This window comes from Aureimonas mangrovi, assembly GCF_014058705.1.
In the GTDB taxonomy this organism is placed as follows: domain Bacteria; phylum Pseudomonadota; class Alphaproteobacteria; order Rhizobiales; family Rhizobiaceae; genus Aureimonas; species Aureimonas mangrovi.
The window spans coordinates 3,082,853-3,099,759 of the sequence record NZ_CP059692.1; the positions used below are offsets into that span (position 1 = coordinate 3,082,853).

The 16,907-nt window shown below is 66.3% G+C and carries 18 protein-coding genes; 6 read left to right on the top strand and 12 right to left on the bottom strand.

Translation table 11 applies throughout. The features are described from left to right. Positions 1-25 precede the first annotated feature (25 nt). Positions 26-646, top strand: a complete 621-nt coding sequence (locus H1343_RS14870) for a LysE/ArgO family amino acid transporter (RefSeq protein WP_185983620.1) — start codon at positions 26-28, stop codon at positions 644-646. 9 nt (positions 647-655) lie between these two features. Here the strand turns inward: H1343_RS14870 and H1343_RS14875 are convergent, their stop codons facing one another. After that, positions 656-1,489, bottom strand: a complete 834-nt coding sequence (locus H1343_RS14875) for an SDR family oxidoreductase (protein WP_185983621.1) — start codon at positions 1,487-1,489, stop codon at positions 656-658. Between the two features lie 95 nt (positions 1,490-1,584). On the opposite strand from H1343_RS14875, the gene H1343_RS14880 reads away from it, so the two are divergent. After that, positions 1,585-2,514 carry a LysR family transcriptional regulator gene (locus H1343_RS14880; RefSeq protein WP_185983622.1) on the top strand — a complete coding sequence of 310 codons (930 nt, stop codon included), beginning with the start codon at positions 1,585-1,587 and terminating at the stop codon, positions 2,512-2,514. Here the strand turns inward: H1343_RS14880 and H1343_RS14885 are convergent. The 4 genes from H1343_RS14885 to H1343_RS14900 all read right to left on the bottom strand — a co-directional run bounded on the left by H1343_RS14885 (position 2,484) and on the right by H1343_RS14900 (position 5,595). Then, positions 2,484-3,383: a cytochrome c gene (locus H1343_RS14885; RefSeq protein WP_185983623.1), complete on the bottom strand. Its 900-nt coding sequence runs from the start codon at positions 3,381-3,383 to the stop codon at positions 2,484-2,486. The genes H1343_RS14880 and H1343_RS14885 overlap by 31 nt on opposite strands. Before the next feature lie 6 nt (positions 3,384-3,389). Beyond that, positions 3,390-3,842 carry a c-type cytochrome gene (locus H1343_RS14890; protein WP_185983624.1) on the bottom strand — a complete coding sequence of 151 codons (453 nt, stop codon included), beginning with the start codon at positions 3,840-3,842 and terminating at the stop codon, positions 3,390-3,392. Positions 3,843-4,003: 161 nt separating this feature from the next. Continuing rightward, a complete protein-coding gene (locus tag H1343_RS14895; protein WP_185983625.1) occupies positions 4,004-4,606 on the bottom strand; it encodes a superoxide dismutase in 603 nt (200 codons plus the stop codon). Positions 4,607-4,719: 113 nt separating this feature from the next. Then, the gene (locus H1343_RS14900; RefSeq protein WP_185983626.1) at positions 4,720-5,595 is read right to left on the bottom strand and encodes a branched-chain amino acid aminotransferase; all 876 of its coding nucleotides are present in this window, start codon (positions 5,593-5,595) and stop codon (positions 4,720-4,722) included. A gap of 247 nt (positions 5,596-5,842) precedes the next feature. Between H1343_RS14900 and H1343_RS14905 the strand changes: the two genes are divergently transcribed. Next, positions 5,843-6,553, top strand: coding sequence for a L,D-transpeptidase (locus H1343_RS14905; protein WP_185983627.1), 711 nt, complete (start codon positions 5,843-5,845; stop codon positions 6,551-6,553). A 72-nt stretch (positions 6,554-6,625) separates the two neighbouring features. Here the strand turns inward: H1343_RS14905 and H1343_RS14910 are convergent, their stop codons facing one another. Beyond that, the gene (locus H1343_RS14910) at positions 6,626-6,892 is read right to left on the bottom strand and encodes a TM2 domain-containing protein (protein WP_185983628.1); all 267 of its coding nucleotides are present in this window, start codon (positions 6,890-6,892) and stop codon (positions 6,626-6,628) included. Positions 6,893-6,965: 73 nt separating this feature from the next. Beyond that, a complete protein-coding gene (locus H1343_RS14915; RefSeq protein WP_185983629.1) occupies positions 6,966-8,612 on the bottom strand; it encodes a helicase HerA-like domain-containing protein in 1,647 nt (548 codons plus the stop codon). 169 nt (positions 8,613-8,781) lie between these two features. Between H1343_RS14915 and H1343_RS14920 the strand changes: the two genes are divergently transcribed. From H1343_RS14920 to H1343_RS14930, 3 genes are all read left to right on the top strand, one after another. Beyond that, positions 8,782-9,129 carry a DUF2267 domain-containing protein gene (locus tag H1343_RS14920; protein ID WP_185983630.1) on the top strand — a complete coding sequence of 116 codons (348 nt, stop codon included), beginning with the start codon at positions 8,782-8,784 and terminating at the stop codon, positions 9,127-9,129. Positions 9,130-9,339: 210 nt separating this feature from the next. After that, complete coding sequence (locus tag H1343_RS14925; protein ID WP_185983631.1) at positions 9,340-11,232, top strand: putative bifunctional diguanylate cyclase/phosphodiesterase; 1,893 nt, start codon at positions 9,340-9,342, stop codon at positions 11,230-11,232. A gap of 81 nt (positions 11,233-11,313) precedes the next feature. Then, the gene (locus tag H1343_RS14930) at positions 11,314-12,096 is read left to right on the top strand and encodes an N-acyl amino acid synthase FeeM domain-containing protein (RefSeq protein ID WP_185983632.1); all 783 of its coding nucleotides are present in this window, start codon (positions 11,314-11,316) and stop codon (positions 12,094-12,096) included. A gap of 73 nt (positions 12,097-12,169) precedes the next feature. Here the strand turns inward: H1343_RS14930 and H1343_RS14935 are convergent, their stop codons facing one another. The 5 genes from H1343_RS14935 to H1343_RS14950 form a co-directional block, all read right to left on the bottom strand. Further along, positions 12,170-13,171: an asparaginase gene (locus H1343_RS14935; RefSeq protein ID WP_185983633.1), complete on the bottom strand. Its 1,002-nt coding sequence runs from the start codon at positions 13,169-13,171 to the stop codon at positions 12,170-12,172. A gap of 163 nt (positions 13,172-13,334) precedes the next feature. Next, positions 13,335-14,120 (bottom strand): outer membrane protein, encoded by a 786-nt coding sequence (locus tag H1343_RS14940; protein WP_185983634.1) that lies wholly within the window; start codon positions 14,118-14,120, stop codon positions 13,335-13,337. Positions 14,121-14,480: 360 nt separating this feature from the next. Then, positions 14,481-15,329, bottom strand: a complete 849-nt coding sequence (locus H1343_RS14945; protein ID WP_185983635.1) for an outer membrane protein — start codon at positions 15,327-15,329, stop codon at positions 14,481-14,483. Between the two features lie 177 nt (positions 15,330-15,506). Next, positions 15,507-15,638 (bottom strand): hypothetical protein, encoded by a 132-nt coding sequence (locus tag H1343_RS17120; RefSeq protein ID WP_281374662.1) that lies wholly within the window; start codon positions 15,636-15,638, stop codon positions 15,507-15,509. A gap of 156 nt (positions 15,639-15,794) precedes the next feature. Beyond that, complete coding sequence (locus H1343_RS14950) at positions 15,795-16,706, bottom strand: class I fructose-bisphosphate aldolase (RefSeq protein WP_185983636.1); 912 nt, start codon at positions 16,704-16,706, stop codon at positions 15,795-15,797. Positions 16,707-16,907: the final 201 nt, after the last annotated feature.

The window sequence follows — 16,907 nt, forward strand, 5'->3', positions numbered from 1 at the left end:
TCGCACTCGGGCGATGAGCCTGCGCATGTCGCCCTCGCTCGCTCCTCTCCTCGCCGGTTTTGCACTCTCGCTGGCGTTGATCGTCGCGATCGGCGCCCAGAACCTCTTCGTCCTGCGGCAGGGCCTTCGCGGCGAGCATGTCGGGCCGATCGTGCTGTTCTGCGGCATCTGCGACGCGGCTCTGATCCTGATCGGCGTCGCCGGCGTCGGGGCCGCACTCGCCGCCATCCCTCAGCTCACAGTGATCATGACGCTCGGCGGCGCGCTTTTCCTCTTCGCCTACGGGCTGATCGCGCTTCGCCGGACGCTGCGGCCCGGCGCGCTCGTCGCCGATCCGTCCGTCGGCGGGAAATCGTTGAGGACCGCGCTCCTCGCGACGGCCGGCTTCACATTCCTCAACCCGCATGTCTATCTCGACACAATGCTCCTGATGGGTACGGCGGGCGCCGCGCAGCCCGCCGCCACGCGGCCGCTTTTCGTGGCGGGCGCGGTAGCGGCGAGCTTCCTGTGGTTCGCAGCCCTCGGCTACGGCGCGCGCCTTCTGCAACCGCTCTTCGCAAGGCCGGCCGCCTGGCGCGCGCTGGACGCTGGCGTCGGCGTCACCATGCTGACGCTTTCGGCGCTGCTCGTGCGCAGCGCGTTGTGAAAGTGCCGGTCAGGCGTCCGGGCGGTCGGCCGAGAAGGCGACCTCCTTCTGCGCACGCACCGCGTCGAGCCGCTTGCCGAGCTCGCGCTCGATGCTCTCATAGGCCGTGCTGCCGAGGGTGAGCCGCAGCGCCGGGTGCTCGGCGTCCCCCGCCGCGATCATCGCGTCCACCGTGCGTTCCGCATCGCCCTTGATGGCGAAGCTGCCGTCGCTCAAGGCCCTGCGGATCGCGCCGGACGGCGTGTCGGCATAGGCCGTGATTGGGTCGGCCATGTCGAGGCCGGCGGCGAAGTTCGTTCCCGTCGGCCCCGGCTCGACGATGACGAAATCGATGCCGAGCGGAGCCACCTCCTGCGCGACGCCCTCGACGAAGCCTTCGATACCCCATTTCGTCGCGTGGTAGAGCGAGAAGTTCGGATAGGCGATCTGGCCGCCTTCCGACGAGACCTGAAGGATGCGCCCGCCGCCCTGGGCCCGAAGATGCGGCAGGCTCGCACGGATGACCGCGATGGAGCCGGTGAGGTTGGTGGCGATCTGGCGCTCGATCTGCACGTCGCTCAGTTCCTCGGCTGCGCCGAAGAGGCCGTAGCCGGCATTGCTGACGATGGCGTCGATGCGTCCGGCTCTCGCGAAGGCCCTGTCGATGGTCGCGCGCACGGCCTCGACCTCGGTGACGTCGAGCCGCAGGATGGTCAGGGCCCCGCCGTACTGAGCGCTGAGATCGTCCATCGCGCTCTCGCGCCGCACGGTCGCGATGACCTTATCGCCGCGTGCCAGAAGCTTCTCCGCCATGATGCGGCCGAGGCCGGAAGATGCGCCGGTGATGAGCCAGGTCTTCGTCATGAAACTCTCCTTCATTGGATGAGCCTCACTTAAAGACGGACGAATTATCCTGTTAGATACGGCAATCGATATGCGCCGGTGAAAGATTGGCACCAATGGGAAAACCCAGCCTCGCGGATCTCTCCGCCTTCGCGGCCGTCGCGCGCCGGCGCAGCTTCCGCAAGGCGGCCGATGCCCTCGGCGTTTCGCGTTCCTCACTGAGCCACACGGTGATCGCGTTGGAGAAGGCGCTTGGTGTCCGGCTTCTCAATCGCACCACGCGCAGCGTCGAGCCCACGCAGGCGGGCGCCGCCCTCCTTTCGCGCATCGAACCGCTGCTCGGCGAGTTCGACGCCGCGATCGACGCCATCTCCGAGGTGGGTGGCACGGTTTCAGGCGCGCTGCGCATCAATTGCGGCGAGGAGGCCGCCGACCGTCTTCTGCAGTCCATCGTGCCGGCCTTCCTCGGTCGCTTCCCGAATGTCGAGCTGGAGATCGCGACCGACGGCCGCCTGGTCGACATTGTCGCGGAAGGCTTCGACGCGGGCGTTCGCCTGCACGAGAGCGTGCCGCAGGACATGACCGCCGTGCCCTTCGGCGGGCCGATGCGCTTTCTGGCCGTCGCCGCGCCCGACTATCTCGCTCGGCACGGAGGACCGATGACGCCGGAGGACCTGCACCGCCATCGCTGTATCCGCCACCGCCTGCCGAGCGGACGGAGCTATCGCTGGGAGTTCGAGCGGCATGGCGAGGCGATGACAGTCGACGTGCCCGGCGCGCTGACGCTCAGCCATACCGGGTTGATGGCCAAGGCTGCCGCTGGCGGCAACGGAATCGCCTTCGTGCCGGAGCCCGTCGCCCGAGAACGGCTGGCATCCGGCGCGCTCGTCGCGGTGCTCGAAGACTGGAGCCCGCCCTTCGCGGGCCTGTGCCTCTATTATCCCGGCCATCGGCACGTGCCGGCGCCGCTGCGCGCCTTTATCGACACCCTAAAGGAGATCGACGGCGACCGCCTCTACTCGACGGCCGGCACCGCGCGCAGATAGGCCGCGATCGCCTCGCGATCCTCAGCCGCAAGAAGCGCCATGTTGTCGATCACATCGGCCATCGCACCGCCCGCGACGTCGAAATCGGGCGTGAAGCCGCTTTCGAGATAATAGGCGATGTCGCTCTCGCTCCAGTCGAGGCCGCCCGGCGTGATGTTCGGCACCGTCCCCTCGCCTTCCGGATTCGGCCCGCCGCCGAGCCAGCGCGCCGTATCGAGCCCGCCATAGCCGCCGAGCGTGCGCGGGGTGTGGCACTCGCCGCAATGCGCCGGCCCCTCGACGAGATAACGGCCGCGCTGGAGTTGCGCGGACGCATCCGACGGCAGGTCCACGACGGGCGCATCCGACAGGAAGGCGCGCTTCCATAGCCCGAGGCCGAAGCGCAGATCGAACGGGAAGGCGATTTCGTTCTGCGGCGCGCGCCCTTCGACGGGCGGCAGCGTCAGCAGGAAGGCGTGCAGATCGGCGACGTCGCCCGGCGTCATCCGCGCATAGGAGGTGTAGGGAAAGGCGGGATAGAGATGCTGGCCGCCCGGCGCGACGCCGCGTTGCATCGCATTGGCGAAATCGGCCAGCGACCAGGCGCCGATGCCGTCCGTCTCATGCGGCGAGATGTTGGGGCCGTGGAAGGTGCCCACGGCGGTCTCCAACGCCTCGCCACCGCCGAGTTCGGGCGCCTCGGCGTCCCCACCGCTCATGTGACAGGAGGCGCAGCCGCCGGCGTTGAAGACCACACGGCCACGCCTGGCATCTCCGCTGCCCTCAGCCGCGACGGCTTCGGGCGGCAGGCGTTGCGGCAGGGCCAGCGCCCACACGGCGCCGGCCGCGACGACGACAACCGATGCGCCGATCGCGACCGCCCGGCGCATCGCCGATCAGTTCCGGCGGACGCGGAAGTCTTCGTGGCAGGCGCGGCAGTTCTGCGAAACCTCGCCGAAGAGCGTGCGGAACTCCTCCAGCGTCTGCGGCGCGGCTTCAGCAGCCCCGGCGGTCGCGACTTCCATCGCCTCTGCGCGTTCGCGGAACTCGTCCGGCCTCTCGAAGATCGCAGGCGCTGCCTCGGTCTCGTCATCCGTCTCGGTGCCGGCCGGGAACAGATCGGCAAAGCCGGTGATGGCTTCGTTCATGGTCGTCAAGACCTCGGCTGCCGTCTGCGGATCGAACTCGGTGTCGCCGCGGATCATCTGGCCGCCGGTGCGAGAGGCGTCACCGATCACGTCCATGCGCTGCTTGCGTTCGGCGATCGGGTCGTGCGTCTCCTGCGCGAAAGATGCCCCGGCAACGCCTGCCAGAAGGCCGACGCAGACGATCAGCGTGGTGCGGTTCATGCGAGCGATTCCCCGAGCTGTCCCGAAGGCGAAGATGGCACGACGAGCCGCATTCAACATGCCGCCAGGATGGAATCGTTCTCAAGAAGGCGTGATGCCAAGGGAAAAGGCCCCGCTCGGGTGAACGGGGCCTTGTCATTCCGGTAACTGCTGGGCTGCGATCAGCCGCGCGCGGCCTCGTAGCGCTCGAGCACGTAATCCCAGTTGATCAGGCTGTCGACGAACGCCTCGAGATATTTCGGGCGGGCGTTGCGATAGTCGATGTAATAGGAGTGCTCCCAGACGTCGACGCCCAGGATCGGCGTCGCGCCCTGGACGAGCGGGTTCTCGCCGTTCGGCGTCTTCACGATCTGGAGCTTGCCGTCCTTGACGGCGACCCAGGCCCAGCCCGAGCCGAACTGGCTCTTGCCCGCCTCGATGAAGTCCGTGCGGAACTTGTCGTAGCCGCCCAGATCCGAATCGAAGGCGGTCTGCAGCGCGCCCGGCAGGCTCTTGCCGCCGCCGTTCGGCTTCATCCACTTCCAGAAGTGGATGTGGTTGTAGTGCTGGGCCACGTTGTTGAAGAGCGGCTGGTTCTGCCCGTGCGACTTCTTCACCACCTCTTCGACGGAGGCTTCGGCCATGCCGGCTTCGGCGGCCAGCTTGTTGCCCATGTCGACATAGGCCTGATGGTGCTTGTCGTGATGGTACTCCAGCGTCTCCTTCGACATGAAGGGCTGAAGGGCGTCGTAGGCGTAAGGGAGTTCGGGAAGGGTGAAGGCCACGGGGCGTCTCCTTTTTCGTCTGCCTTGTGGCAGGGGCGACCGGCGGCCCTCCCCTGCACTGAACTTCGCGCGCGTTACCTAGGGCCGCAAAGGCCCCATGTCAGCACCAAGCGTCACGCATTCGTGCCGGCGCTCTCGCGCGCGAAGCGCCAGTAGAGCTCGCGTGCGCGCTCGGCCACCTTCCCGCTCGGCAGCGCACGTTCCTCGAAGCGGGTGACCGGGACGACCTTGGAGTGGTTGCCGGTCGAGAAGATTTCCTCCGCGGTCTCGAATTCCTCCACGCTCATCGACTTCTCCACCACCTCCATCCCGTCGGCGCGCAGGAGAGCGATGATGCGCTGGCGCGTGATACCGTTGAGGAACGTGCCGTTGGGGATCGGCGTGAAGACCGTGCCGTCGCGCACGGTAAAGACGTTAGACGTGCCGGTTTCGGCGACGTTGCCGACCGCATCGCGGATGAGCGCGTTGTCGAACCCGCGCGAACGCGCTTCCAGGATCGCACGGCCGCTGTTGGGATAGAGGCAGCCGGCCTTGGCGAGCGTCGGCGCCGATTCCGGCGTCGGACGGCGGAAGGGCGAGAGGCCGAGCGAGAAGCCGGCCGACGGGATCATCGGCGATTCGTAAAGCGACAGCGCGAAGCGCGTGGAGGCGGGGTCCGCCGGCACGCCCATGTAGCCGCCGTCCTCGGCCCAGTACATCGGCCGGATATAGACCGCCGTCTCGCCGTCGAAATTGGCGAGCCCTTCCATCGTCAACCGCACGATCTCCTCCGGCGCTACGGTCGGCTCGAGGCCGAGCGCGCGGGCCGAAGCGTTCACGCGCGCCGCATGGCGATCGAGATCGGGGGTGAGCCCCTCGAACCAACGCGCGCCATCGAAGACGGTTGAGCCCAGCCACATGGCATGGCTGCGAGGGCCGACGAGGCCGGGATTGCCCTCCAGCCAGCTCCCGTCAAAGAAGGTGAAAGTGCGCGAAACTTGCGTCGACATGCGGGCTCCCTCGGCTTCCAGCGCCTCGGGCACACAGCCCCGACGGCTCTCCCGTCCCCTTAGGCGCTTCTGAACGCCTTGTCAGCCGCAGGCGTGGGCGGCTCATGCCGCGGACGTGATCGTGACCGCAGGAACGAATGCGGCATTCGCGTGTTCGGATCTCAATCGTAAGTCAACCTGCGCAGCGTAAGAGAACAAGTCCGATCAACGGGCGAACGCGCGCCTCAGGAAATCTCGGTGGCTGGACATGACCTCATCCCTGACAGGCGGGCTAACCCGCCGACATCTACTCATGGGCCTCGGCCTCGGTTCAGCTGCAGCGCTGACGGGCTGCGTTTCAGGGGCCGGTCCGCTGGCCGTCGCCAATTACGCGCCGATCTCGAGCGGCCCGCGCGTTTCGCCCGAATATCTGGCAGCCTACGGCCCGATCTCTGACGGCGGCTACAACATCCCCGGCATCGACTTCACCAAGGTCGATCTGCGGTATCTGCGCCGCGAGGTCGACTATTTCGGTGGCGAGGCACCCGGCACGATCATCATCGATACGCCGACGCGCTTCGCCTATCTCGTGCAGCCGGGCAACCGCGCCATGCGCTACGGCGTCGGTATCGGTCGGGAGGGTTTTGCCTGGGACGGCCGCGCTCGCGTTCAGTGGAAGCGCGCCTGGCCGACCTGGACGCCGCCGAAGGAAATGATCGCGCGCCAGCCGGAGCTCATCGAGTTCGCCGACGGCCAGGCTCCCGGCCTCAACAATCCGCTCGGCGCGCGCGCCCTGTATCTGTTTCAGAACGGCGAGGACACGCTGTACCGCCTGCACGGCACGCCCGAATACTGGACGATCGGCCGCGCTGTCTCCTCGGGCTGCGTGCGCTTCATGAACCACGACATCATCGATCTGTATGATCGCGCGCAGAACGGTGCGACGGTGATCGTCAATCAAGGCGCGACGACGGCCTGATCTGCGTCGGACAATCGCTGAGAAAGGGGGAGTGCCAGCCGGCGCTCCCCCTTTTCTCATGCGTTCAGCAGTTCAGACGCGGTCGAGGCGCTCCCCGGTGATGACTTCGGCCTGACGGCGACGCTCTCCGTCCATCACGTCCAGCCGGCGCTCCAGATTCTCCTGCCGGATCATCGAGGGCAGCAGGAACAGATCGATCAACTGACCGATGCCGAGAAGGCCGAAAGTGAAGATCCACAGGATTCCGGTCCAGAAGCGGCCGAGATAAATCCGGTGCAGACCGCAGATGCCGAGAAGGCAGCACAGCCAGAGAACGAAGGCGGTGGGGCCCGATTTCATCGCGAGGTCTCCCGATAGGCCGCAAGAGGGCGTTCACCCTCATATAGGGAAGAAGAACGCCTCCCGAAATCCGTCAGCGTCCGCGCTTGAAGCCGCCGAGGAGGCCACGAAGGATCTCGCGCGTGACCGTGGAGGCGACCGTGCGGCCGACCTGCTTCATCACTGTCTCGCCGATGCCTTGCCGCTGGTAACCCGAACGCGCGGCGCCCGTCGTCGTGCGCCGCCGCGGCGTCGGCTCGTCCGGAAAATCGGGGATCGGCAGGCGGAGATCGTCATCGGCGGCATCTGCACGCCCCCGTCCCTCTTCGGCGCGACGGGCAGCCGCATCGGCCCGGCGCTCGGCCTCCCTTGAACGCCTTTCGTCGCGCTCGCGCTCCTCGGCCTTGCGGGTTTCCTCCTCGCGGGCGAGTTCGGCCTCCGCGCGGCCGGTGAGAAGCTCGTAAGCCGATTCACGGTCGACCGCCGTGTCGTAGCGCCCGCGCATCGGGCTCGCGGCCATGAGTTCGGCGCGCTCGGCGTCGGTGACGGGCCCGACGCGAGCCGCGGGCGGGCGGATGAGCGTGCGATGGACGACGCCCGGCACGCCGCCATCGCCGAGCGTGGAGACCAGCGCCTCGCCGACGCCGAGTTCGGTGATCGCGGTTCCGGTGTCAAAAGCCGGATTCGGACGGAACGTCTCTGCGGCGATCTTCACCGCCTTCGCCTCGCGCGGCGTGTAGGCGCGCAGCGCGTGCTGGACACGATTGCCGAGCTGGGCGAGCACCGTGTCGGGCAGGTCCGCCGGGTTCTGGGTGACGAAGTAGACGCCGACGCCCTTGGAGCGGATCAGCCGGACGACCTGCTCGACCCGTTCCACCAGCGCGCGAGGCGCGTCGTTGAAAAGAAGATGCGCCTCGTCGAAGAAGAAGACGAGCTTCGGCTTTTCGGCGTCGCCCACCTCGGGAAGCTCCTCGAAGAGCTCGGAGAGGAGCCAGAGAAGGAAGGTCGCGTAGAGGCGCGGATTGCCCATCAAACGGTCGGCGGCCAGCACGTTGACGGTGCCGCGTCCGTCGCGGTCAACATGCATGAGGTCTGCGATGGAGAGCGCAGGCTCTCCGAAGAAGTTCGCCGCACCCTGGTTCTCAAGGATCAGAAGCTGACGCTGGATCGCGCCGACCGAGGCCTTCGCCACGTTGCCGTAGCGCGTGGAGACCGTGTCTGCGTTCTCACCGAGATGGGCCAGCATCGCCTGAAGATCCTTCAGGTCTAGGAGCAGGAGCCCCTCGTCGTCGGCGATGCGGAAGGCGATGTTGAGGATCCCCTCCTGCGCCTCGGTCAGCCCCATCAGCCGCGAGAGGAGCAGCGGCCCCATCTCGGACACCGTGGCGCGCACCGGATGGCCCTTCTCCCCGTAAAGGTCCCAGAAAACCGCCGGATAGAAGTCGTTGTAGTAGGGATCGAGGCCGATCGCCTCGGCCCGCTTGACGAGAAAGTCCTTGGCCTCGCCACGCTCGGAGATGCCGGACAGGTCGCCCTTCACGTCGGCGCAGAAGACCGGAACGCCCGCTTCCGAGAAGCCTTCGGCGAGCACCTGCAGGGTCACGGTCTTGCCGGTGCCTGTCGCGCCGGCGACGAGCCCGTGGCGGTTGGCGTAGCGCAGCTCGAGATAGGCAGGCTCGCCAGGGCTTCCCGTCTCCCCGCGCGCAGCCGATCCCAGATAGATGCGTCCCTCTTCGAGCATTCGGCATTCCCCCGGATATCACCGCCGCAACTGTAGGATAACGCGGCGTCGACAGAAACGGATTTTCCATCGTCGTACCGTTCTTGGTCGTTGCCAGCCTTCGTGCGGTTTGCCATGTTCGCGCCTCGCGGCCTCGCCTTCCGGCGGCCTAAAAGGATTCGTCACGTCCATGCCCGAAATCTTCACCCGCATCGCCGACGCCGCCGACATCTCGCAGGAGACGGCCCGCCAGGCGGTGAGCCATATCCTCGCCTTCATGCAGACGGAAAGCGACGACCCGGCGGTGGGCAAGATGATCGCCGACACGCCCGGCGCGGCCGAGGCTCTTGCCGCCAGCGATGCGGACGGCAGCGGCGGCATCATGGCGCTCGGCGCCAAGCTGATGGGTCTCGGCCTCGACATGGGACAGATCCGCGCGGTCGCCGAGGAGCTCGTGACAGCCGCCAAGGCCAGCGCCGGCGAGGAAACGGTGGATCAGGCGATCGCCTCGGTGCCAGCCCTCGCCCAGTTCGTCTGAACTGCCGGCAAGTCCTCGCCCACCGAATGCCCCTGCGCCTTGCTGTCCTATTGCAGCAACTGCGAAAAATGCAAAGTGTCTCTTAAAGGTCGCTTACGACTCCGCGTTTAAGCTGCCCTGGTCTCGACTTCGGGACGGACACTGGTGCGTAGGATGAGCCTGGACCCGCTATCGACGCTTTTGCCCAGGCCCCGCCATCGGCGGGTGCACGTGACCGAGTCGCTCTACGGCGACCGCAAGAGCTTCGTCGTCGGTGGCCTGGCCGTGTTCTCCGCGGCCTGCGTCACGGCCTGGCGCACCGGCGTGCCGCTCGTCTGGGTCATCGCGGCCGCGATCGGCACGATGACGCTGATCCGGCTCGTGGCCTTCGAGCTTTTCCTCGCGAATGAAACCCATGCGGACCGCCACCCCGCCTTCTGGCGCCGGCTCTACTCGATCCTCGGCGTTGCCCACCTCCTCATCATCGGCTCGTGGTCGACGGCGATCTACTGGCTGGCCGGCGACCACTTTTCCGAACTTTTGTCGATCACGGCGACGCTTGCTTACCTGATCGGCACGCAGGGGCGGAACTTCGCGTCGATCGCGCTGGTGCGCGCCCAGCTCCTCGCCGGCCTGATCCCGATGATCCTCGCCTTCTACGCGCGTTCGCCAGGCTGGTCGATCAGCTTCAGCATCTTCGTCGTCGCCTTCTACTTCTCGGTGATGCAGACGACGCGGCGCATCCGCACGATGTTCCGCCAGGCCATCGAAACCGCCGAGGAGAACTGGCGGCTCGCCCACACGGACCCGCTGACGGGAACGGCCAATCGCATCTCGATGCAGGAGGCGATGGGGCGCGCGGTGGAAGAACGGCAGTCCTTCACACTGCACTATATCGATCTCGACCGCTTCAAGCGCGTGAACGACACGCTCGGCCACATCGCGGGAGACCAACTCCTGCGCCAGACGGCGAACCGTCTGCAGAAGATCATCGGCTCGGGCGGGCTCGTCTCGCGCGTTGCGGGCGACGAGTTCATCGTCTTCCAGCTTGCCGACCTCGACATGCGCACCCCCGCCGACTGCGCGGCCGAAATCATCGACGCCCTGAACCGGCCGGTCGTCATCAACGGCGCGACCATGCCGAACAGCGCCAGTCTCGGCTATGCGCGCTACCCGCAGGACGCGGCCACGATCGACGCCGTCTCGCACTGTGCGGACATGGCGCTCTACGAGGCTAAGTCGAAAGGGGGAGGCCATGCGATCGCCTACCAGCTCGGCACGCCGGACCGCGCGGCCGACCGGCTGCAGCTCGAGAACGACCTGCGTCGCGCACTGCGCGAGAATGCGCTGGAGCTCTACTTCCAGCCGATCGTCCACAACGGCTCGTTCAAGATCTCCGGCTGCGAGGCGCTGGTGCGCTGGCACCACCCCACACGCGGCGCGATCCCCCCGGCCGAGTTCCTGCCCGTCGCCGAGGATGCCGGCCTGATGGGCAAACTCACCGACCAGACTTTCCGCGCGGGCTGCCGCGCTGCGATGCGCTGGCCGGACCATGTGGGCGTCTCGATCAACCTCTCGCCCAGCCAGCTCACCCGCGTCGATCTCCTGTCGATGATCTGCCAGGCGCTGTCCGAGGCTGGCTTGCCACCCGAGCGGCTGGAGGTGGAGATCACCGAAAACCTCTTCATCGAGGATCGCGAGGATTTGCGCGAAGCGCTGGAGGGCATTCGAGGCCTCGGCGTCCGCCTTTCGCTCGACGATTTCGGCACGGGCTATTCCAACCTCGTGCAGATCGCCCTCCTGCCGATCAACAAGATCAAGCTCGACAAGAGCTTCCTGAAGAACATCTCGACCGACGAGCGCAAGGCGGCCGTCCTGCGCGGCGCCGTTCGCTTCATCGCCCCACTCGGGCTCGACGTCGTCCTGGAAGGTGTCGAAACGCCGGAACAGGTGGACTTCGCCGCCTCGCTGGAGGGGCTGACCCACCTTCAGGGCTATGCCTTCGGCGCGCCGATGCCGGACCATATCGTCGAGGGATTCCTCGCCTCGTACAAAGCGCGCCCCGTACTGCCCGCAGTCGCAGAGGCGCCGGTCGACAACACCTCGTTAAGGATAAATTTCTAATTTGATTAAAATTAGCAGGGAATAACCTTTTTCGCACTGCAGCGGCCATAGGGTCCTTCCGTAAGGATAGGAGACGGACCGTTGGCCGACGCGAGCAGCATCCCCCGGCAGTTCCCCCAACCCCGGCCCGATGACGGGTCGATCGTCTACCGCCGGGCCGTCGAGCGCGAGGAACTGGAGGCGATCTACCGGCTGCGCTACCAGTGCTACCGCGCCGAAGAGTTCATTCCCGCACGCGCCGACGGGCGCTTCTCCGACAAATACGACGACGACCCCAACGCCTTCGTCTTCGGCGTCGAGCACGATAGCGCGCTGGTCGCCTCCATTCGCCTGCACATCATTTCCGCCGAGATGCCCTTCGGCGCCGCGCTCGATGTCTACCCCGACATCATCGGCCCGGCGATCGACCGCGGCGAAACCTTCGTCGACCCCTCCCGCTTCGTGGTGGACCGCTCAATGCGCCGCGCGATGGGGCAGATGCCCTTCGCCACCGTGCGTCTTGCGGCGATGGCGGCCGAGCATTTCGAGACCGACCACGTGCTCGCCACCGTGCGGCTGGAGCACATCCCGTTCTACCGGCGCTTCTGCGACATGGAACTGGTGACCGAGCCGCGCTCCTATCCCGGCCTCATCCGCCCGCTGGCGCTGATGGCCGGGCGCTCCTGCGATATCCGCGAGAGCGTCTACCCGCGCCAGAGCCATTTCGCCTCGACGCATCGGGACCGCATCCGCCTGTTCGGACTGTCACGCATGATCGGCCTCGGCATGGCCGACCCGCCGGCCTTCAACGACAACACCGTTGCCGCGTCGCGCAGGCCTTCGGGTCATGCGAAGAACACGGAAGGCGGGAGCGGGTCGGACTGACGAGACTGTCGAGGGTCCGAAGGCGCCTCGCACACCGCTGCAAGGCGCTCTTCGACGAACGTGCGGTGTGACCTCAGGCGCGCCGCACGCGGATTTCACCGACCTCGCGACCCTCCCAGTTCTTCAGCGTGCGCCGGGCCATCGCGTCGTAGCGCTCGGCGAGAGCGGGTTCGCTTTCGCGCAGCATCTCGGCAAGGAGATGAGCCACCGCCGCCTCGGCCGCGCGGGACGTGCCGTCCTGCGCCTTCAGGGCGAAGCCGAGGCCGAGTTCGGGCACAGCGCCGCAGAAGACACCCTCCGCACCGGTCTTGGCGAAGACGCGGCCGGGCGCCGCTTCCATCAGGGTGAGGCACGCGCGGCCGGTGCCTGACATCAGCCAGGGCTCGGCCATGCACGCTTCGATGAGCCGGCGTCCGGCCGCAAGACGTGACGGCTCGGCCCCCTGCCGGGCCGCGAGCTTGGCAAAGCCGCGGGCAAAGCCGGCAAGCGGGGCGGCGGCCGTCGGGATCGAGCAGCCGTCCGTGCCGCACATGGAGGGCGGCAGCGCAGAGCCGGTAAGGTCTTCCATCACCGCCAGCGCGCGGCGCTGCACGGGATGCGCCGCCTCGACATAACCGCGCGTCTCCTCGCCGAGATGGACGGCGGTGCAGAGGAAGCCGGCATGCTTGCCGGAGCAGTTGTTGCCGAGCGGCGTCGGCGCCCCGCCCGTGCGGGCAAGATCGAGCGCGACGGACATGTCGAAGGGCCAGTGGCAGCCGCATTCGAGTGTGGGTTCGCCTAGGCCGGCACGCTCCAGCATCTCGGCCGCGAGGCGCCGGTGCCCCTCCTCGCCCGAATGGGACGCGCAGGCGAGAGACAGCTCGCGATTCGTGAAGCCATAAGCGTCGGCAGAGCCGCTTTCCACGAACGGGATCGCCTGGAAGACCTTCACCGCCGAGCGCGGGAAAACGGGCGTCACGGTATCCCCGTGCGAAAAGACGAGCGCGCCGGCCGCGTCGCAGACGGCCGCCGAGACCCTGTGCAGGCTTTCGACGCGCGCGCCGCGCGTCACCTCGATCACAAGGGGTTCGGCCATCGCATCTCTCCGGTCTTGTCGGGCTTCATCGACACGCTTCGTAGAAGATGGCGGGCGGCTCGGCCAGAGGCTCCATCGGTGGTTGAAACGACGAAGGCCGCCGACCCTTTCGGATCGGCGGCCTTCGCTTTGGCTCACGCCGCGAGCGCGGCGCGTGTCCCGCTTAGTTGAAGCGGAACGAAGCCTTGGCCCACACGGTGTGGAAGTCGAGGTCGTTCGACGAGTTGGTCGAGAAGTCGAACTCACTCGGGCCGCTGGCCTGGGTGTAGTCGACGTTGAAGTCCGACGAACCGAGGTCGGTGTAGAGGTACTCGACGCCGATCGAGAAGTTCTGCGTCACGAGGTAATCGACGCCACCACCGACGGCGTAGCCGACGTCATCGGAGTCTTCCGAGTAATCGACGTTATACAGCGCGCCATCGACAATCGCCGTGGACGGGCCAGCAATGTTGCTGTCGATGCTGGCGTAGGCGAGGCCACCCGTCGCGTAGAGAGCGAAGCGATCGAGCGCAACACCAGCCTTCAGGCGGGCCGTGCCGACGAAATCGATCTCGGACGAGGACGCGACCGAGCCCTGGATCGAGCCAGGAGCGGCACCCGGGATGTCGTAGAAGGCGACCGACTCGGCGTCGATGTAGTTGATGTCCGCAACGGCACCGAAGATGAAGTTGTTCACCTGGTAGTCGTAACCGACGTGCACGCCGCCGATGAAGCCGGCGTCGCCGTCGTCGTTACCGCCGACGAAGCCGCTGTCGCCGATGGAGAACGGGCCGGAGTCCGGGTTGAAGGCGGCGCCAGCCTGGCCACCGACGTAGAAGCCGGTCCAGGTGAAGGCCGGCTCGAAGACGACCGGAGCGGCCGGAGCCATCGGCTCCTCGTAGATCACGTCAGCGGCCATCGCCGGGGTGACGAAAGCGGCGGACGCCAGAAGCAGAGCGAAACGTTTCATGACTGATACTCCAATTGTCGCCTTTGGCGACGTTCGATCATGCGGGCCGATTGTCGTCGTCCCCCGATGATGTGACCCAGCCCGATTAGGCGGCGGTTGAGGCGAATTATGGTCCGCGCGAGACGAAAGTAAGCCTCCGTTCCGCGATCCAGACCGTTGTGTGTCAATCCGGCAACAAGGAACCGAACCGACCATCAACGTTCGCAGACAGAAATACTCCGCCAACCTTAAGGACCACTTAAACGGTTGAGTTAACGCGATTATTTTGAATCGAAGTCGCGTTAACGATTGGCCTGAGGGCAACGAGAAAGGGCGGCCCGGAGGCCGCCCTTCCATCACGAACTGTGTCTTTCGACGACCTTAGTTGAAGCGGTAGGAGAGCTTCGCCGTGATCGTGTGGAAGTCGAAGTCGCCGCCCGACGTGAAGGCGGTGAACTCGCCATTGGCGTTCGCGCCGTTCGTCGTCGAACCGTCGAACGGGCCGCCGTCCAGGACGGTGAGCGAGTCGCCGCCGCCGAGGTTGGTGTAGAGGTACTCGGCACCGAACGAGAGGTTCTCGGTGAGCTTCACCTCCATGCCGCCGCCGACGGAGTAGCCCCAGTCGTCCTCGCCCTCGTAGACGTTGGCCGGACGACCCGCCGCACCGACGACAGCCGGGCTGTTGGTCGAGAAACCGTAATCGACCTCACCGTAGGCGACACCACCGGTGACGTAAGCGAGCGCCATCGGCGTGATCAGGTAACCGGCGCGCAGACGAGCGGTCGCCAGGTAATCCAGGCTGCGCTCGGCCTCGTAGAAGGCGGGCGTGTTCGAGAAGGAGTTCTGGTTCACCGCGATGTCCATCGCGTTGATGTCCAGGATCGCGCCGACGACGAAGTCGTTGATCTGGTAGTCGTAACCGATATGCGCGCCGCCGATGAAGCCGGAGTCGAACGAGGAGTCGAACGAGCTGCCGAAGGCGCCGGCGATCGAGCCGCCAGCCAAGCCCGGAACGGGCGTGTCGTTGCCGAAGGAGGCGAAGATGCCCTGGTCGTCAGGGCTCGACGGGTTGAAGGCGCCGCCGGCCTGGAGACCGAGGTAGAGGCCGGTCCAGCCGGACGCGACCGGAGCGATCGCCACGGGAGCCATCGGCTCTTCATAGATGACGTCCGCAGCGAGGGCCGGTGCCGAGAAGGCGGTGGCAGCGAGAAGAAGAGCAATGCGCTTCATGACCGATACTCCATCGGGCGCCTTGTTTCCGCGCCCCGTTTGTGAGGGGAAGGTCGTGCTTTCGCAGTGAAGCGATCACCCCGCCTTCCGATGACGAGAAGATGCGCCCGTCACATTCGATCAGCAATGGGGGGCGTTGCGCGGTGGATACAGGCTGTTGCATCGGAGCCACTCCGCTCACGAGCGCGGGATCTGCAACTGGCGAACTAAATGACTGACTTGTTTGATCTTTTTGAAAAAAAACGACCTCCTGTCGCCGGTCGCCAGCGCTTTCACGCAAGTGTCATCCAGCAAAATGACCTCGGCCATGCATCCGAAACGGTTCGGAAACGTTCACGCGGCCGCAATGCAGCGGGAGTACCGTCCTCGGCCCCCAAACGCGGCCTTGCACATGAAACCGAGCGCCGGAATCGAAAAAGGCCGGGCTCACCGCCCGGCCTTCCCGTTCCTGCCGCGCCTGTCGGTTCAGGCGTAGATGTCCATCACCTCACCGAGAAGCTTCAAGGCATCTTCCTTCGAGCGCTGGAAGGAGTTGCGGCCGATGATCGAGCCGTTGCCGCCGCCCTCGCGGATGGCCCGCACCTCGTCGAGAAGCTCGTGCGTGTTCTTGGCCGCCCCGCCGGAGAAGACCACGATGCGCTTGCCGGCGAAGGACGCCTGCATGACGTGGCGCACGCGGTCGGCCTGCGAGACGTGCGGGATCTCGTTCTTCTCGTAGGTCGCTTTGGCTTCCGGCAGATCGACGTGGTCGCTCGGCAGCTTCACCTTGATAATGGTGGCTCCCATCAGCGCCGCCATGTGCGCGGCATAGGCGATGATATCGAAGCCCGTCTCGCCCTCCTTCGTGACCTTGCCGCCGCGCGGATAGGACCACACGACCGTCATCAGGCCACGGCTCTTGGCGTAGAGCGTGATCTCGCGCAGTTCCTCCATCATGTCGTAGGAGGCATCCGCGCCCGGATAGATGGTGAAGCCGACACCGACGCAGCCGAGGCGAAGCGCATCCTCCACGGTGCCCGTCAGCGCCTGGTCCTGGGTCTTCACCAGCGAGTTGCCGGAGTTCAGCTTGAGGATCAGGGGCACTTCGCCGGCAAAGGTGTCCGCGCCCTGCTCGAGAAGACCGAGCGGCGCAGCATAGCCCGAGACGCCCGATTCGATCGCGAGTTCATAGAGATAATGCGGGTCGTAGGCGACCGGGTTGGGCGCGAAGGAGCGGGCCGGGCCATGCTCGAAGCCCTGGTCCACGGGAAGAATGACGAGGCGGCCGGTGCCGGCGAGGCGCCCGTGCATCAGCAGACGGGAAAGGTTGGCCTTCAGGCCCGGCGTTTCGCCTTCGTACCAGGACAGGATCTTGCGAACGGTATCGGTTCTCAGCATGGGGCCTCTCGGTTCGATATCGCTGACGCGATCGCACGCGGACGTCCGCCGCATGCTTCGGCAAAGCTTTTGCGGGGCGCGGACGGGATCGGCAACCCTCCGGGCACCTCACCATCGCATTTATATCGGTTCAAAAGCAGGAGGATGACAATTCTCCCTCCCCGCACGCAACCGGGGAGCCGGTGACGAGTTGCAGGAGAT

What these genes read in the sequence shown, in the direction of transcription:
- H1343_RS14870 (WP_185983620.1), top strand. Translation starts at nt 26, where the DNA reads ATGTCGCCCTCGCTCGCTCCTCTCCTCGCCGGTTTTGCACTCTCGCTG.
- H1343_RS14875 (WP_185983621.1), bottom strand. Translation starts at nt 1,489, where the DNA reads ATGACGAAGACCTGGCTCATCACCGGCGCATCTTCCGGCCTCGGCCGC.
- H1343_RS14880 (WP_185983622.1), top strand. Translation starts at nt 1,585, where the DNA reads ATGGGAAAACCCAGCCTCGCGGATCTCTCCGCCTTCGCGGCCGTCGCG.
- H1343_RS14885 (WP_185983623.1), bottom strand. Translation starts at nt 3,383, where the DNA reads ATGCGCCGGGCGGTCGCGATCGGCGCATCGGTTGTCGTCGTCGCGGCC.
- H1343_RS14890 (WP_185983624.1), bottom strand. Translation starts at nt 3,842, where the DNA reads ATGAACCGCACCACGCTGATCGTCTGCGTCGGCCTTCTGGCAGGCGTT.
- H1343_RS14900 (WP_185983626.1), bottom strand. Translation starts at nt 5,595, where the DNA reads ATGTCGACGCAAGTTTCGCGCACTTTCACCTTCTTTGACGGGAGCTGG.
- H1343_RS14905 (WP_185983627.1), top strand. Translation starts at nt 5,843, where the DNA reads ATGACCTCATCCCTGACAGGCGGGCTAACCCGCCGACATCTACTCATG.
- H1343_RS14910 (WP_185983628.1), bottom strand. Translation starts at nt 6,892, where the DNA reads ATGAAATCGGGCCCCACCGCCTTCGTTCTCTGGCTGTGCTGCCTTCTC.
- H1343_RS14915 (WP_185983629.1), bottom strand. Translation starts at nt 8,612, where the DNA reads ATGCTCGAAGAGGGACGCATCTATCTGGGATCGGCTGCGCGCGGGGAG.
- H1343_RS14920 (WP_185983630.1), top strand. Translation starts at nt 8,782, where the DNA reads ATGCCCGAAATCTTCACCCGCATCGCCGACGCCGCCGACATCTCGCAG.
- H1343_RS14935 (WP_185983633.1), bottom strand. Translation starts at nt 13,171, where the DNA reads ATGGCCGAACCCCTTGTGATCGAGGTGACGCGCGGCGCGCGCGTCGAA.
- H1343_RS14940 (WP_185983634.1), bottom strand. Translation starts at nt 14,120, where the DNA reads ATGAAACGTTTCGCTCTGCTTCTGGCGTCCGCCGCTTTCGTCACCCCG.
- H1343_RS14945 (WP_185983635.1), bottom strand. Translation starts at nt 15,329, where the DNA reads ATGAAGCGCATTGCTCTTCTTCTCGCTGCCACCGCCTTCTCGGCACCG.
- H1343_RS17120 (WP_281374662.1), bottom strand. Translation starts at nt 15,638, where the DNA reads ATGGCCGAGGTCATTTTGCTGGATGACACTTGCGTGAAAGCGCTGGCG.
- H1343_RS14950 (WP_185983636.1), bottom strand. Translation starts at nt 16,706, where the DNA reads ATGCTGAGAACCGATACCGTTCGCAAGATCCTGTCCTGGTACGAAGGC.